The sequence below is a fragment of the Agrobacterium sp. 6Ca8 genome, assembly GCF_055382765.1.
In genome coordinates, this window is record NZ_AP026435.1 from 414,261 (window position 1) to 430,061 (window position 15,801).

General features: G+C 57.0%; 14 protein-coding genes. 9 read left to right on the forward strand and 5 right to left on the reverse strand.

Annotation, left to right across the window (positions count from 1 at the left end; all coding sequences use genetic code 11):
• The first annotated feature begins 18 nt into the window (after positions 1-18).
• The 4 genes from ACZ5A6_RS25685 (at position 19) to ACZ5A6_RS25700 (ending at position 5,723) form a co-directional block, all read left to right on the forward strand.
• The gene (locus ACZ5A6_RS25685; RefSeq protein WP_111791104.1) at positions 19-1,101 is read left to right on the forward strand and encodes an ABC transporter substrate-binding protein; all 1,083 of its coding nucleotides are present in this window, start codon (positions 19-21) and stop codon (positions 1,099-1,101) included.
• Between the two features lie 500 nt (positions 1,102-1,601).
• Positions 1,602-2,258 (forward strand): ABC transporter ATP-binding protein, encoded by a 657-nt coding sequence (locus ACZ5A6_RS25690; RefSeq protein ID WP_111791106.1) that lies wholly within the window; start codon positions 1,602-1,604, stop codon positions 2,256-2,258.
• Positions 2,258-4,666 (forward strand): ABC transporter permease, encoded by a 2,409-nt coding sequence (locus ACZ5A6_RS25695; protein ID WP_464111442.1) that lies wholly within the window; start codon positions 2,258-2,260, stop codon positions 4,664-4,666. Before ACZ5A6_RS25690 ends, ACZ5A6_RS25695 begins: the two co-directional genes overlap by 1 nt.
• A complete protein-coding gene (locus ACZ5A6_RS25700) occupies positions 4,656-5,723 on the forward strand; it encodes a lipocalin-like domain-containing protein (protein ID WP_111791108.1) in 1,068 nt (355 codons plus the stop codon). Before ACZ5A6_RS25695 ends, ACZ5A6_RS25700 begins: the two co-directional genes overlap by 11 nt.
• A 520-nt stretch (positions 5,724-6,243) precedes the next feature.
• Here the strand turns inward: ACZ5A6_RS25700 and blcR are convergent.
• The gene (gene blcR / locus ACZ5A6_RS25705) at positions 6,244-7,035 is read right to left on the reverse strand and encodes an IclR family transcriptional regulator BlcR (RefSeq protein WP_111791110.1); all 792 of its coding nucleotides are present in this window, start codon (positions 7,033-7,035) and stop codon (positions 6,244-6,246) included.
• 90 nt (positions 7,036-7,125) lie between these two features.
• Here blcR and ACZ5A6_RS25710 point away from each other — a divergent pair, with 90 nt between their 5' ends.
• From ACZ5A6_RS25710 to attM, 3 genes are read left to right on the forward strand one after another with little or no spacing between them, the layout of a single operon-like run.
• The gene (locus ACZ5A6_RS25710; protein ID WP_020811857.1) at positions 7,126-8,580 is read left to right on the forward strand and encodes an NAD-dependent succinate-semialdehyde dehydrogenase; all 1,455 of its coding nucleotides are present in this window, start codon (positions 7,126-7,128) and stop codon (positions 8,578-8,580) included.
• 20 nt (positions 8,581-8,600) lie between these two features.
• The gene (locus ACZ5A6_RS25715) at positions 8,601-9,761 is read left to right on the forward strand and encodes an iron-containing alcohol dehydrogenase (RefSeq protein WP_111791111.1); all 1,161 of its coding nucleotides are present in this window, start codon (positions 8,601-8,603) and stop codon (positions 9,759-9,761) included.
• 45 nt (positions 9,762-9,806) lie between these two features.
• Entirely contained in the window at positions 9,807-10,598 is a 792-nt protein-coding gene (gene attM, locus ACZ5A6_RS25720) for an AttM family quorum-quenching N-acyl homoserine lactonase (protein WP_162690714.1), read from the forward strand.
• A 335-nt stretch (positions 10,599-10,933) separates the two neighbouring features.
• Here attM and ACZ5A6_RS25725 read toward each other — a convergent pair whose 3' ends face one another.
• Complete coding sequence (locus ACZ5A6_RS25725) at positions 10,934-11,650, reverse strand: class I SAM-dependent methyltransferase (protein ID WP_111791112.1); 717 nt, start codon at positions 11,648-11,650, stop codon at positions 10,934-10,936.
• A gap of 83 nt (positions 11,651-11,733) precedes the next feature.
• Here ACZ5A6_RS25725 and ACZ5A6_RS25730 point away from each other — a divergent pair, with 83 nt between their 5' ends.
• Positions 11,734-12,498 (forward strand): AraC family transcriptional regulator, encoded by a 765-nt coding sequence (locus ACZ5A6_RS25730; RefSeq protein ID WP_111791113.1) that lies wholly within the window; start codon positions 11,734-11,736, stop codon positions 12,496-12,498.
• 701 nt (positions 12,499-13,199) lie between these two features.
• Here the strand turns inward: ACZ5A6_RS25730 and ACZ5A6_RS25735 are convergent.
• Positions 13,200-13,502 carry a hypothetical protein gene (locus ACZ5A6_RS25735; protein WP_060642115.1) on the reverse strand — a complete coding sequence of 101 codons (303 nt, stop codon included), beginning with the start codon at positions 13,500-13,502 and terminating at the stop codon, positions 13,200-13,202.
• A 170-nt stretch (positions 13,503-13,672) separates the two neighbouring features.
• Here ACZ5A6_RS25735 and ACZ5A6_RS25740 point away from each other — a divergent pair, with 170 nt between their 5' ends.
• Entirely contained in the window at positions 13,673-14,176 is a 504-nt protein-coding gene (locus tag ACZ5A6_RS25740) for a P-loop nucleotide/nucleoside kinase family protein (RefSeq protein WP_112497501.1), read from the forward strand.
• Between the two features lie 404 nt (positions 14,177-14,580).
• Here ACZ5A6_RS25740 and ACZ5A6_RS25745 read toward each other — a convergent pair whose 3' ends face one another.
• Complete coding sequence (locus tag ACZ5A6_RS25745) at positions 14,581-14,970, reverse strand: hypothetical protein (protein ID WP_333718155.1); 390 nt, start codon at positions 14,968-14,970, stop codon at positions 14,581-14,583.
• A 179-nt stretch (positions 14,971-15,149) separates the two neighbouring features.
• Positions 15,150-15,461, reverse strand: a complete 312-nt coding sequence (locus ACZ5A6_RS25750; RefSeq protein ID WP_162690687.1) for a hypothetical protein — start codon at positions 15,459-15,461, stop codon at positions 15,150-15,152.
• Between the last annotated feature and the right edge of the window lie 340 nt (positions 15,462-15,801).

Below are 15,801 nucleotides of genomic sequence, written 5' to 3' on the forward strand. Positions count from 1 at the left end.
AACTGAAGAGGATTTGAAATGATCAGATCGGATCAGACGCCGAAGGCTTGCCTGAAATCCGCGTTTTACGTGTTCGCCGCCTTTGCTCTCATGTTCGCTCTTGGGCTTGAAAAGGCGAGTGCCGAGCAACGAGTGGTCATTGCTACGACGGGAGGTACCTACGAAAAGGCCCTGCGTGAAGCGTGGTTCGAGCCCTTCACGAAAGCGACAGGAATAAAAGTCGTCACTGTTTCTGGAACAGATGCCGAGAAGAGGGCGAAGGTCACTGCTATGGTTCAAACAGGCAACGTCACCTGGGACCTCTATCTGGATGGCGAAATCCAAGCTGGATCCGACGCACACTTCGCCATAACGGAAGACCTGTCAGACTTTTGCAAGCAGTTCATTAACAGCACGGACCTGCTGGCCGACTCTTGTACGCGCGGCGGGGCGAAATTGCAGTCAACCTCCACCCTTTTGGCTTACAAACTGAATGAGAACGGCAGCAACCCTCAAACTTGGGCTGACATGTGGGATCTGGCGAAGTTTCCGGGTGCTCGAAGTTTTCCTAATTTTGACGATCCATGGCGAGTGTTGGCCGCAGCATTGCTCGCGGACGGAGTGCCGAGAGAAAAACTTTTCCCACTTGATGTAGATCGAGCATTTCGCAAGCTTGACGAAGTCAGGGACAGTGTACAGGTTTGGTGGAGGACGGGAGATCAAAGCGTTCAGGCGTTTCGCAATGACGAGTATCGCGTTGGACAGATCTGGTTGACGCGCGCGAAGGCCTTGAGAGCAGAAGGTTACAAGATTGGCTGGAGTTACGATGGCGCATTTCTTGTGGGCGATCGAATAGCGCTCGTGCGTGGTGCACCGAATCGGGGAAATGCGCTGAAGCTCATTGAGTTCTGGCTAAGGAATCCTGCGGTGCAGGCCAAAGCCTGCGAAACGCTTTCTTGCACTCCTCCAAGTCAGAAAGCGATTTCGCAGATGTCATCTGAGGCTCGCGCCACCCTCCCATCTGCGGCAGATGTTGAAAACCGGATCATCGTCCCTGATGCACAATGGATCAACGCGAACATGGGCAAGCTGGTGCAGCGCTGGAACTCATGGATACGCTGAAAAAACCGAGGGCGCCAAGGCACCTTCCTTGACGCTGCGAGCGGATGCGCAGGCGGCTCTCTTTGGGCGCTTGCGCCGACCGCGTCACCGCGTTCGCAAGACCACAGCAGAGCAAGAGCGGGTTCAGATGTCGCGTCTTTCTTTTATGCAGAAGAGATTTTCGCACGATGAACCCGTCATTGTGCAGTCCGCTGTCCGGATGGTGCCCGGCTCAGAAATGATCTAAGGGGCCGCGACATAAACCGTCACGTTGATCATGTAGTTCGTTGGTCAATCCGGCCCCTGGAGCCGCCATGACTGTCGGCAGGCTACGGCGAGTGTTTTTTGTGTCGGGTGCCATCTCACGCTCGGAACGGGAGGGGGAGACGCCAGAGGGGAGGGCGACTTTACAGGCAGAAACGGTGCGGTCGTTTAGGCTGCGCGTCGAATATCGGTATCTAAACCGGTTGAGATCCGCCAGCATATCGGTCCATATAGGACGAAGCAGAGATCGAAGAGCCATGGTCCTTTCACTTTCCGGCATCAAGAAATCCTACCACACAGCCGAAGGCATTATCCCGGTCCTGAACGGCGTCGACCTTTCACTTGAAGCCGGCGAAAGTCTTGCCCTGACGGGGGAATCCGGCAGCGGAAAGAGTACGCTTTTGCATCTGGCCGGCGGCCTTGATTTGCCCGACAGTGGCATCATCACGGTGGGGGGGCGGAAAATAACCGATCTTGACGAGGCCGGTCGAGCGAGCTTCCGACGCCGGGAGGTGGGCTTAATCTTCCAGCAGTTCAATCTCATTCCGAGCCTCGATGTCGGAACCAATATCTCGTTTCACGCCCGGCTGGCGGGCCGTTTCGACCCGGTCTGGGAAAAAAGCCTGGTCGAGGCGCTGGGGATCGGAGAGCTGCTTGCACGCTATCCCGAACAGCTCTCCGGCGGTCAGCAGCAAAGGGTGGCGATCGGACGTACGCTTGCGGCAAGACCGCCCCTCATTCTTGCCGATGAGCCGACAGGTAATCTCGACGAGGCGACGGCTGATATCGTCATCGATATTATGTTGAGACTGACAAAGTCCGCGCAGATCACACTCCTCCTGGTGACCCATTCCAGCCGATTGGCGGTAAAACTCGATCGGCGTATCGCGCTGAGTGGCGGAAAGGTTTCGTAATGAACTGGACCGCTTTCCGGGCGCTGCTCTCACACTGGCGCTACCGACCGCTTCAGCTTCTCACCCTCATTGTCGGCGTCACGCTTGCAACCGGCCTTTGGTGCGCGGTCCAGGCAATCAATGCCGAAGCCAGAGCAAGTTATGACCGGGCGGCCTTGGTCCTGGCGCAAAACCAGCTGGATCAACTGGTGGCAAAGGACGCCGGCAGAATTTCCTCGCAAACATATGCCCGGCTTCGAAGGGCGGGTTTGCACGTCTCTCCGATCATTGAAGGCGATTACAGGTTTGGTACGACGCGTATCAGGCTTATCGGCATCGACCCTCTGACCATGCCACCCGACGGAATGGTGCCTGCACCATCTGATCCGTCCGGGCTGGTGGAATTCATCCAGACGCCCGGACAGATGATCGTTTCGCCTGCAACGGCTGCCACATTGAAAGATACCTCTGGCCTTTCCCTTAAGGCACGAGCGGATCTCCCCGACGGCGCAGCATTTGTCGATATTTCCACGGCTGACCGCCTGTTGAAACGCAATGGTGAACTGAGCCGGCTTATCGTTTCGCCATCGCAAGACCCCGATCTTCCGACGATCGGAAACATAGCCCCTGAACTTTCCCTCGAACACGCAAGTAGCAGGCCCGACGTTGCAAGGCTCACGGACAGTTTTCATCTCAACCTGACCGCCTTTGGTTTTCTTGCCTTCGTTGTCGGTCTCTTCATCGTGTATTCCGCAACGGGCTTGTCGTTCGAGCAACGGCGTGGGTCGTTCAGGACCATGCGGTCGCTCGGGGTCTCGCTTCGCTCCCTGACCACGATGCTGGTTGTCGAAACCGCGCTTTTTGCGCTGGTATCGGGAGCGCTGGGCATTGTCGTCGGCTACGTGGTCGCATCGGCTCTATTGCCGGGCGTGGCCGCGACCCTGCGTGGCCTTTACGGGGCCAGTGTTGCCGGTTCACTCTCGCTGCGGCCTGAATGGTGGATCGCCGGCCTTGCAATGGCGCTGGTGGGGACCGGACTCTCCTCGCTTCAACATCTCCTCCGCGTCTGGCGGATGCCGATACTGTCCACGGCACAGGGCAGGGCGTGGGCGATGGTGTCCACGAAAAGCCTCCTCCATCAGGCGGCCGCCGGGATGGTTCTGCTTTTTGTATCCGGCGCGCTTGTGCTGCTGGGCGGCGGGCTCATTTCAGGTTTCGCAGTGCTTGCAGCGCTTCTTCTGGGTGCTGCACTCATTCTTCCAACCTTGCTGGCACTGGGCATGAGAGTGGCGGAACACATCTCCGGACACGGACTGACCCGCTGGTTTTTCGCCGATACGCGCCAGCAACTGCCGGGTCTTTCCCTGGCGCTGATGGCATTGCTGCTCGCTTTGTCGGCCAATATCGGGGTCGGCACCATGGTCTCAAGCTTCAGGCAAACCTTTGTGGGATGGCTCGATCAGCGCCTGGCCGCAGAGGTCTATGTGACGGCCCGTGACGAGGCTGAAGCTGCGCGTCTGCGGCAGTGGTTTCCACACCATGCAAGGGCGGTTCTACCCATCTGGAGTACGGAAGGGGAAATTGCGGGGCAGAAGGTCCGCATCTTCGGCGTCGCTGACGATGCGACATACAGGGATCATTGGCCGTTGATTTCGGGTGCGCCCGCAACATGGGATGAGATTGCAAGCGGTAAGGGTGCACTGGTCAACGAACAGTTCTGGAGGTCAGGAAAGGCGTCGCCCGGCGCAGAGATAGAAATGCCAGGTGGCTGGAAAGCCCGGGTCGTCGGGGTGTTTTCCGACTATGGCAATCCGAGGGGCGAGATCATCATTGGTCTTGATGCCCTCGTCCAGCACTACCCGGACATTGAAAAGCTGAGATACGGCCTTCGCATGGAGCTACAGGAGGTTGCGGGCTTCAGACAACGCCTCATGACGGAGTTCGGCCTGCCCGAAGCCAATATTGTAGACCAGGCCTCGCTGAAACGGCAGTCTGCTGCAATCTTCGAACAGACGTTTGCGGTCACCGGCGCGCTGAATGTGCTCACGCTCGCGGTGGCGGGTTTTGCCATGTTTTCGAGCCAGCTTACGCTCGCTTCGCTTCGATTGCCGCAGCTTGCTCCTGTCTGGGCACTTGGACTTCGTCGACGCGACCTTGCGATGCTGGAGGTGCTGCGAACTCTTGCTCTATGGCTTGTGACATTCATTGCTGCCATTCCTGTCGGGCTGGGACTGGCCTGGGTTTTGCTGGCAATCATCAATGTGGAGGCTTTTGGATGGCGACTGCCGCTGATCCTGTTTCCGCTGGACTGGCTGAGGCTGGGTCTTGTTGCCCTGCTCGCCGCCATCATTTCGGTCCTGATCCCTGTTCGACGGCTTGCTAAAACCGCGCCGGCCGATCTTTTGAGGATATTCGCCAGTGAACGCTAAAGCCGTCCTCCTGCTCCTTTGCGCTTCATGCACTTCCTTGTCCACGCCGGTCATAGGGCAGGGCTTTGCGGGCCTCGGGTCAAATGCCGAAGGCTTCAGCATTCCCACACGAGGCGTTGAACTCGTCTTTCCGAAAGACCACAAGGCACATCCCGGTTTCAGGATCGAGTGGTGGTACGTTACTGCAAATCTGCAAACGGCCGATGGACAGCGCATGGGCGTCCAATGGACACTCTTTCGTTCTGCCCTTGAACCTGTCGAGCGCCCCGGATGGTCCGACCCTCAAATCTGGATTGGCCACGCAGCCGTGACGACTGCGAGCCGCCACCATGTTGCCGAACGGCTGGCGCGGGGAGGCGTGGGGCAGGCGGGGGTCAAAGGCGAACCCTTCGAGGCCTGGATTGACAATTGGCAAATGAAGGCAGGGACTGACGATGCACGGGACGACCTCGATCAGCTTGATTTGAACGCCAATGGCGAGAGCTTCCGATATCGTCTGAAACTTCAGGCCCACGGGCCTTTGGTGCGTCAGGGGGACAACGGCTACTCCGTTAAATCGGCAGAGGGCCAGGCAAGCTATTATTACTCCCAGCCATTCTACAGTGTCAGCGGCAGCGTCTTTCTTGATGGTGAAACCCATGAGGTAACGGGCGAGGCGTGGCTCGATCGGGAATGGTCGTCGCAACCGCTAGCCTCGAGCCAGACGGGATGGGACTGGTTTTCACTTCACCTTGCATCCGGCGAAAAACTCATGGCCTTCCGTCTGCGTGACGACAAAAGCGGCTACATCTCCGCCAACTGGATTTCCGCCGATGGCAGGCCGTCTCCCGTCGATCCCGACGACGTTTTGCTCAGTCCGTTGCGAACCGCGAATATCAACGGCAAGAGCGTTCCGGTCGAATGGAGCGTGAAGATACCCAGCCGTGGCCTCGACATAAAAACGAAGCCCCTGAACGAGAAGGCCTGGATGGCGACGTCAACCCCCTACTGGGAAGGGCCAATAGAGTTTGATGGAAGCACATCTGGACAAGGTTATCTGGAGATGACCGGATATTAGCCAGTTCAACTGCGTTTGCCGAGATATCGGCTGCAACAGGTCCCGAGCTTACAGACGCCGCCTCATACAGTCCGGCGAGACACCTAGGACACGCTCCGAAGGAGTCGTCTCGCGTTCCTTGATCTAACAATAGGCATCGTTTCCACTCTTGCCAGGTTTCGCCGGGTAGAGAACCTACGGTCTGCCTTCTGGCGCTGCAATTGCCGAGAGATTATTGGCAAGTTCGTGGAGACGCGCACGCAGGTTTTCGCCCCGTCCCCGACGGCCATGACCTGTGATGACAACCGATTGCTCGGCTTCGTCCCAGCCAGGAATAAGGCAACGCGGTGGATCGCGCATCTGCGGACCGAAGTCTTTTCCCTTGGTGCTCAATACATCGATGATGTCTTTTATGTTCTCGACCGGGAACTGCGCTCGGCGCAGCCGTACTCGGGACAGGGGGCTACCTGGGGTATCGGTGCACTGGCGCATACAGCAAAGCTGGGCTCGTCGGCATCGACTATACCGCGACGGGTTACGACTAGTCTTTCTGCGATCGGTACCCAAGCTTTTCAGAAAGCGCGTTGGCGGTGGTGCGAAGCTCCTCACCAAGGCTAGCGATTTTTTCGTCGCTGGCTTCGCTGCGGATCAGACTGATTGCAATGCCGGCAGATGCGGCTCCCGAGTAATCGCGTATGGCAGCCCCAATGCAAAGCATACCTTCGCGGATCTGACCATCGTCGATGGAGTAGCCGCGAGCGCGCGTCAGAGCCAGTTCCTCTTCAAGCTGCGAAAGGGCAGCAACGCTCCTTGATGTCAGAGGCTGAGGAAACTGAGAGAACAGCATCCTCAATTCACCGGGCCCCAGATCGGACAGGAGGATCTTCCCGGTGGCCGTAAATGGCGCCGGCAGACGCATACCGATCCGAAACGTGTGTCCAAGCGGCTGAGCCGAGTTGCGACAGCCGATGTAAACGACTTCGCCACCCTCGCGGACGGTGAGGGTCACCGTGTAGGGATCGAGGTCGTGGCGCTGGGCGAGATGGTCGTTGAATGTCGATACGATATCGAGGTGCGATAGAAAACCATTCGCCCATCTGAGCGAGTGGGGTCCAATACGCAGGGTTCCATCGGCAGATCGCGCCAGAAGATCAAGCTCAGTCATCACCGCAAGCAAGCCATGCGCGCTGCTTTTGGGCAAATCCAGAAATCGTGTCAGCTCGGCTGCTGTGAGGTCCCGTGGGGAACCTGCCACAAGATCCAGAATACGCACGGCGCGTCTGAGTGCCGGTACAGTGTCTGATATTTGCGACGATTGTTGATCTTCAGCCATGCACCTTCCTTGACACACTTGGCCCCTTTGGCCATAGTTCACTCTAATGATTCAAGTTCAATTAGTTGAACTCTAGTGCGGGAGAGGTCGATGATCAAGCTAAAAAATGCGGCGCTGTTGCGTGATGCCTGCCTGGTGAATGGTCGCTGGCTGAAAGCTGCGGATGGCAAGACGATTGCGGTGGAAAATCCCGCCAACTCGATGATCATCGGTCACGTTCCTTCATTGTCGGCAGATGAGGTCGAAGCTGCAGTCGAGTCAGCAGGCAAGGCATTTTCCGAGTGGAGCCGCCGGGCTGCGAAGGACCGCGCTGCCATATTGCGTCGATGGTTTGATCTCATGGTGGCGAACGCTGACGATCTTGGTGCGTTGATGACTGCCGAACAGGGAAAGCCGTTTGCGGAAGCAAAGGGCGAAGCCCTTTATGCGGCATCTTTCGTGGAATGGTTCGCGGAGGAAGCCAAACGTGTTTATGGCGATACCATTCCTTCGCCGACCACCGACAAGCGCATTACCATCCTGAAGCAGCCGATTGGCGTCTGCGCCGCGATCACGCCATGGAACTTCCCGGCCGCGATGATCACCCGCAAGGCGGCCCCGGCACTTGCCGCAGGCTGCACGATGATCGTCAAACCGGCTGAACAGACGCCACTCACCGCACTTGCTCTGGGTGTTCTCGCCGAAGAAGCGGGCGTTCCCGCCGGTGTCTTCCAGGTGGTGACGGGCGCCGCACGCGATATCGGCAAGGTGTTTACCGAAAGCGACACGGTGCGAAAGATCTCCTTTACCGGATCGACTGAAGTCGGTCGTCTGCTGATGGCGCAATCGGCCCCGACGATCAAGAAACTGTCGCTGGAACTTGGTGGCAATGCGCCTTTCATCGTCTTTGATGATGCCGATCTGGATGCGGCCGTTGAGGGCGCGATCGTGTCGAAATACCGCAATGCCGGGCAGACCTGCGTGTGCTCCAACCGGATCTATGTCCAGGATGGTGTTTACGACGCATTCGCGGAAAAACTGGTCAAAAGGGTCGAAAGCCTGTCCGTCGGTGAGGGCACCGAACCTGGTGTTCTGATCGGTCCACTGATCGACCAGGATGCCGTGGCAAAGGTCGAGGATCACGTTGCTGACGCCCTTGGCAAGGGAGCAAAGATCGTCACCGGTGGAAAGCGCCATGCTCTTGGAGGCACATTTTACGAACCAACGGTTCTGACTGGTGCAACCCAGGCCATGAAGGTTGCCCGTGAGGAGACCTTTGGACCCGTCGCCCCGCTCTTTCGGTTCGGGACGGAAGACGAAGCGGTCGCGATGGCGAACGACACCGAATTTGGTCTGGCGGCCTATTTCTACACCGAGAATGTCCGCCGGACATGGCGTGTCGCAGAAGCACTCGAATACGGCATGGTGGGCCACAATACAGGCCTCATCTCCAACGAAGTCGCACCATTCGGTGGCGTGAAGCAGTCCGGCTTGGGCCGCGAAGGCTCGCACTACGGCATCGATGAATATCTTGAAATCAAATACCTGTGCTCGGCCATCGGCTGAGATCACGCTGGGAGGATCAGATGACCATCAACCCTTTCGAATTCCGCACCGTTCCCTCCATGCAGGTTGCCTGGGGTGGCGCCCAGCGCCTCGGAGAGATTCTTTCCGGCAGGTTTCAGGCGCGCAAGGCGCTGCTGATTACCGATGCAGGTCTCATCAAGGCCGGCCTCATCAAGCCGATCGCTGACGCCCTTGCGGCGAGCGGCTTTAACGTCACGATCTTCGACAAGGTCGTTGCTGATCCGCCAGAGCACATCGTTGCCGACTGCGTCGAGTCCGCAAGGCAGATCGGAGTCGATATCGTCATCGGTCTTGGCGGGGGCTCATCGCTCGACATCGCCAAGCTCGTGGCTGTCCTTCTGGTCTCCGACCAGACGCTTGCCGACATGTACGGGATCGGAAACGTTAAGGGATCACGCCTGCCGCTCGTGCTGGTTCCGACCACGGCTGGTACCGGTTCGGAAGTCACAAACATCTCCATCATCACCACGGGAGAAACCACCAAGATGGGGGTTGTTTCTCCGCAGCTTTACGCTGATTTCGTTCTTCTGGATGCTGAACTGACGGTGGGACTGCCGCAGGTCCATACGGCTGCCACCGGTATCGATGCCATGGTGCATGCCATCGAGGCTTACACCGGCAAACACAAGAAGAACCCGCTATCAGATGCTCTGGCGCGCGAGGCACTACGTCTGCTCGGTGCAAATCTGATCGCCGCCTGCAAGGACGGCACCGACCGGAAAGCCCGGGAAGGCATGCTGTTGGGTGCGACATTGGCAGGTCAGGCTTTCGCCAACTCACCGGTGGCCGCCGTCCACGCGCTCGCTTATCCGCTGGGCGGCCATTATCACGTGCCACACGGGCTTTCCAATGCCCTGATGCTGGGGCCGGTTTTACGCTTTAACGCGAAGGCTGCAGCGTCGCTTTATGCGGAGCTTGCCGACGTGCTGGGTGTTCCGGGTGAAGGGGATGCGGCAACCCGTTCGGATGCGTTCGTTCAGCATATGGAAACGCTGATGGACCAGAGCGGCGCGCCGCGGCGTCTGCGCGATGTCGGCGTGACGGACAACACGCTCGCCATGCTTGCGTCCGACGCAATGAAACAGAGCCGTCTGTTGGTCAATAATCCGGTCGAAGTCCGCGAAGAGGATGCGCTTGCGCTCTACCGCGAGGCGTTCTGACCCATTTCTTACAGCAATATCTTCAGTCCCAAGGGAGGAAAACGAGTGACCGATATCAGACTTTACATGCTTCAGTCGGGTACGCTGAAATGCAAGGTACACAACATCAAGATGAACCAGGGGAACGGTGCGGACTATGAGATCCCCGTTCCGTTTTTCCTGATTACCCATCCGGCCGGGCACACCGTGATCGATGGCGGCAACGCGATTGAAGTTGCAACGGATCCGCGTGGCCATTGGGGCGGCATCTGCGATGTCTATTGGCCAGTGCTGGACAAGGACCAGGGCTGCGTTGACCAGATCAAGGCGCTTGGTTTCGATCCGGCCGATGTCAAATATGTTGTGCAGTCGCACCTGCATCTCGATCATACCGGCGCCATCGGTCGCTTCCCCAACGCAACCCACATCGTGCAGCGCTCTGAATATGAGTATGCCTTTACGCCCGACTGGTTTGCTGGCGGTGGCTATATCCGCAAGGACTTCGACAAGCCGGGCCTGAAGTGGCAGTTCCTCAACGGTACGCAGGACGATTATTACGACGTTTACGGTGACGGCACGCTCACCACGATCTTCACGCCCGGTCATGCACCCGGCCACCAGTCCTTCCTGGTGCGCCTGCCAAACAGCCAACCGCTTCTCCTGACGATCGATGCTGCCTACACACTGGACCACTGGGAAGAGAAGGCTTTGCCTGGCTTCCTTGCCTCGACCGTTGACACGGTCCGTTCTGTTCAGAAGCTCCGCACCTATGCCGAAAAGCATGATGCGACAGTCGTCACCGGCCATGACCCTGACGCCTGGGCGAACTTCAAGAAGGCTCCCGAATTTTACGCGTAAATAGAACGCGCAAGTCAACGGCCAGATACGGCGAGGTTGCATGCAGCCTCGCCGATTTTTATCATATGAGCCAAGGGCACCGAGCCGAGCGGGACCGTGTATTTCGGCGCATCGGCCTTTTCCGGATATACGCCTTCGTTCAAGTCGCTCGCGTTGTCGCTTCGAATGCCTGAAAGCTATCCTCTAGCTGCGCGAGTGTGCTCATACGGCGTTTTTCGCCCCGGCGTTACGTTGAGCCATCGGGGTTCGGGTTGACAATTTGCCAATACCGGATGGCTTAGAGTGAACTTGTCTCTTTGATCCAAACTGTCTGCAAATCGAGCAGATTATGGCGCTCACTTAGCGTTCCCCACGTGTCGGGCAAGCCATGCTCCCCAAAACAGGCTTGCAAAAAACCGAAGCGGTTCGTTGAAACCAACGCCCTCCAGCAACGAAATGACCTCGTCTTCCGATCGGGGTGGCTCCGCACCCTGCAGAATCTTGCCCATTTTGGCCTGGACCTCTTCAGGCCCGGCGCCGTTCATACGCCAGCGTGCTGCCCAGGCTGCCATGAGCAGGGGCTGAGAGGCATACGCCCGATAATTCCCCGCCACAATCAGGGGCGCGTCAGGATACAGCCGCATTGCAATCTGCGCCAGAACATCCTGCTTTGCGGCGTTCCCTGGCAAATGGTGCAGCACGCCGATCATGATTGCGGCGTCAAACGATGGAGCTCTATCCAGATCGGAGACGGTTCCGAGGACGGTCTCCACCCGGTCAGACACTTCGGCCCTGACCAGATGATCGCGTGCAAGGTTGAGCATCGGTGCTGAAGGATCGACGGCGACAAAGGACCATTGCGGTTCCAGCCGAGCGGCGGCGATGATTTCGCCCGCCGTACCGCCAGCCCCGACAACCAGCACCCGTGCCGCCGTTCCTTCGCCCAGAGCTGCAGACAGCATGCAGGCGGAAAGCTCGTGGCAGGCGTCATATCCGGCCAGCGCTATCCTACTTTGTCGTGCGTATTCCCCTGCGCGGGAGGCGTCAAATTTAGCTGCAGAATCCTGTGTCATGCTGTCTCTTGTCTGTTTAGACGTGCTGGCGTGCTTCGCTCAAGGAGGATACAAGATTTGCGATCAGGAAAGGGAGGAAATACATGACTGAAAGTTCAGATTCCGGGCGAAAACATGATCGGTTGACGGCTTTCCTGAAAGCCTTTCATCTTGGCGCATCACGTTGCGATTGTGCTGAAGCCGCTAACCTCCTGATCATCAATGTCCATGGCGCAGGTGAACCAACCCATCTGCTTTATCGCGCCAGATCCACGGCGTCGCTGCCGGGTGGCGCAGCTATATGCGCTGGCGCCACAGTGGATTTTGGCGGTAGTGCCAATCCGTTGGTCGGTGCACTGCCAGACGAATTGTGCCTTTCACTGGCCAACGAACCGGAATTGCGCGGTTTGTGTCAACTGATGGTGGCCGAGGTCGAGGTCGCCCGCTGTGGTGGCGGTACTATCGAGGCGCGTCTATGCGAGATCATCGTCGTGCTTGCGATCCGCAAGGCAATAGCGATCGGCACGGTCGATGCGGGATTACTGGCGGGTCTGGCGCACCCCGGACTGCATCCCAGCCTTGTGGCCATACATGACAATCCGGCGCGAAATTGGCGGATTGCGGACCTTGCCGCCATAGCGGATATGTCGCGCGGACAATTCATTTCCACCTTCACGCAAACCGTTGCCCAGTCGCCTATCGCCTACCTCAATGGCTGGCGCCTGGCGCTTGGACGAGCAGAACTGCGCGCCGGACGAAGTGTCAAATCGGTCGCCACCGGGGTCGGCTTCGGCAGCGCCGCCGCATTTTCCCGCGCCTATTCCCGCAAGTTCGGCGCACCGCCGGCCCAGAGCAAACCACGACCATGAGGCAGAGGATATTAATTCCCGACAGTGCTCCAGCCCTCTCGGCCAATATTGAGGCCACTTTCCAGGGCACGACCGCCGATGCTCGTGTCGAGTGGCACGATCTGGGAGAGAGTTTCCCAGAGGAACGTCCGATTTGGCGACCGTCATGTTTCTCACACGAGATCTTGGGGAAGCTGCGAGCGAGGTATAAGGACGGAGCGCAAGGCAAGCTTTTGGATTAGTTGCTCGCGGCGGCTTTTGGGCGTTGGCGTTCTGGCGCCAAACGGCCAGAATGGGATCGGGTCTGGCAAGCTGGCAAAGCGGCTTCAATCGGTCGTTCGGCCCGCATTAAGTTCACGGAAGCTTCCGTTCGCTAAACCAGCCGATCCTCACAGACGCATCGGTTCACCTTTGAATGCGAGCTAACTAATGGCGTCGACGAGGCGACCCATCGGTTCCTCTTCAGGCGCGCGATCGACTTGCGCGAGAACGCGGAAATGGCAACGCTGCTCTATTGCATGCGTCGCTACCTTTACAGCTAAGGCCCCCCCGCGATGATTGCTTCCGGGAAGTCAGCCCGCATAGTGAACGGCGATAATGGGGTCGGCTCCGGCCAGTCGGCAAAGCGCCTTCGTGTCGGTCACAGAGGCCATCATGGGACGCGCCTGAAAGCAGGCAACGCTTCGCAGCGGCGTAACACGTCACCTGTGCGCTATTTGCTGTCATTCACGAGGAAGCTTTTCTGCAATTTCTTGAAACCTCGCAGCAGTAAATCCCGTCAGCGTCGGCATCTCCCAGTCAAAAAATGACTTGTTAGAGATCGCATGAAGAATCAGCAGTCGTACACCGCGCATTTCTTCTGGCGTGAGGTCAGGATTCGGCACCATAGACCTTAGTTTCGCGGCAATTTTCTCGGCGGCCTTTCGAGGTGATGGCCCTAGAAGGATGACATCGTCTTCTTGTTCCAGCTCTTTCAGAGCACCGATGATGATTTGAATGATCGTCGTATTATAGGGTTCGTTCACTTTTGCGGCCTGTCAGCAATGAAATTTGGACAGAGAGTCCATGACAGCTACAGTACCTGTGACAACCAAAAGTCCGCAATGGGCCGAAAGTTGTTACGGCTGGATTGCGCCAGTAGGGGACATTGAAAGACAATTCTGTTAGTTTGGCAGTGGCATGGCGGGAATCAACAATGCTTGTAATTTTCGGCGGACTGCCTGGATCAGGAAAAAGCACCGTTGCTCAAGCGTTGGCACGGAGAATAAAGGCGCTTTATCTCAGGGTGGACACTGTCGAGCAGGCAATCCGTACAACCGCACCATTGGTGGAAGGGCTGGATGTTGGCCCAAGCGGGTATGTGACACTCTTTCGATTGGCGGCCGATAACCTGCGGCTCGGGCACACGGTTATCGTAGACTCCGTCAACCCTTTGCCTCTAACCCGAAAAGCGTTTCGAGACGTCGCCGCTGAGTCTGGCACTAGATTCATCGAGGTCGAGATCTTTTGCTCCGATGTTGCGGTTCACCGCCATCGCGCAGAGACAAGATCACCTTCTGTTGACGGGCTATCCCCGCCATCATGGGCGGCAATCCAGAATATGCACTATGAGACTTGGATACCCGATCTGCGCTTAGATACCTCTCTCCTGTCTGTCGAACAAAGTGTTGCGGAGATCGTGGAGAAATTAGGCCGATGAACGAGATGGCCCGATTGCTGCATAGGCAGCTTCGCGCCCATTGCGGTCATGGGGCATCAAGGACTTCGGTCAACCTGGTAAGCAGATTTTCGACTTCATCGCGATTCGCTCCCATTCGAGTTTCGAACTCTGGCAGGGAAAGACCATTGCAAACTTCATTCAAGGCTTGGTGTAAAATTTTTGCTTCTAATCGTGAGAACGCTATGTGTATCGGTTGACTATGTGACTCCATCGGGTTTCCCTGCGTTGGATTAAGGCGATTATCGTCCGCCGGCCTTGTCTCACACTTTTTTGGAAGTCTGCATAGGGCCGACAGGAGACGCTCCAGGAAGGGTTGCCGTCGGCTTTTCCGTCATCCCCGTTGCTCGGTTTCTTGCTATTTTTCGCTGAGTGTGTGTTGAACCTTAAATCCTGCGCTCGGTACTCTTAAGTGAGCTGGAGAGCCCGGAAACGCGACTGGCCTCACGCTGCTGCAAGACGTGCCGGGATTCGGCCAGTATCTCGCGATACCTTTGGATCTTGGTTGCTTTCATCCTGAATAAGTCGTCGACTGATACCGTTGCCTGCTGCACCGGAAAAGCCACTTCGTTTTCCAGAAGGTCGAGCAAAAGGTTTCGCATCACTGCGTTTTCTTCTCGAAGTTTCGCGAGCTCAATAGCCTTCCCACTCGACTCAAATTTCCGTGCGATAGCTTTGTCGATATTGTGTTCGACAAGCAGAATCTTGGCGGCATAATACCGGCAAGCAAAGAATGCTGTTACGAGCGCGCATAACGCGATGACAATGTAGATCATTTCGACCTCCAGGTTATCCTGAAAGTCGATATTCGGAAGCTGGATTTCAATACGCGATTCACTCGGCAAACCAAAATGGCTCCTCTTTGATGAGGAACCGGGGCCGTAAACGTACCAAGTTCATCGTGATTGAAACGGTGACTGTCAGTCGCTTCAATCTTACATATTTTGGCGTCTTGTTACCTTAGCAGGTACTTCGCCTTCCTCACGGGGTATGCGAGAGGCTCACCATTTTCCAAGATGAAACCCATACGGTACATGCATCTGCGCATTTCGGGAGAGCCATACGCACCTGCATAAATACCGACGGGGTGGTATGATGGGTAAGATTCAAAACTGCATCTGTCGAGTGCTGAACGATAGGCGATCTCACGTACGTCGTCACCCGTCACCGGAACCGTACCGTAAAGATGCCATTGAGTACGTGCTTCCGCGACTGCTGCCGTGAAGGTAACGCCCAGAATCACGCTTAGAGCCAGCTTGAGTTTCATGACACGCCTCCAAATGAACAATTATGACGAGCAACGGAGATTTCGTCCGGTTTGTTCCCTCGCTCAGACGCAGTTGCGCAATTGTGGTCTCTTCGCCCCCACGGTCGGAGTGCATGCCACATTCTTTTCCTCTTTGGACCAACTCGGGAGTGACTTCAGCTTTGCGCCTCCGTACCGGCTATTCAGATCAGTCCCGCCATCTCCTGAAATAAGACGTAAGCAAGAAGTCGTGGCGTCGTTTTTGTCAGGGACAGTCTCGCAAAATTTGGCAACACTAAATTGTTGCCGATTCTCTACATTCCCAACGAGCGCCAAGCAAAAACCCCGCCGGGAATGGCGG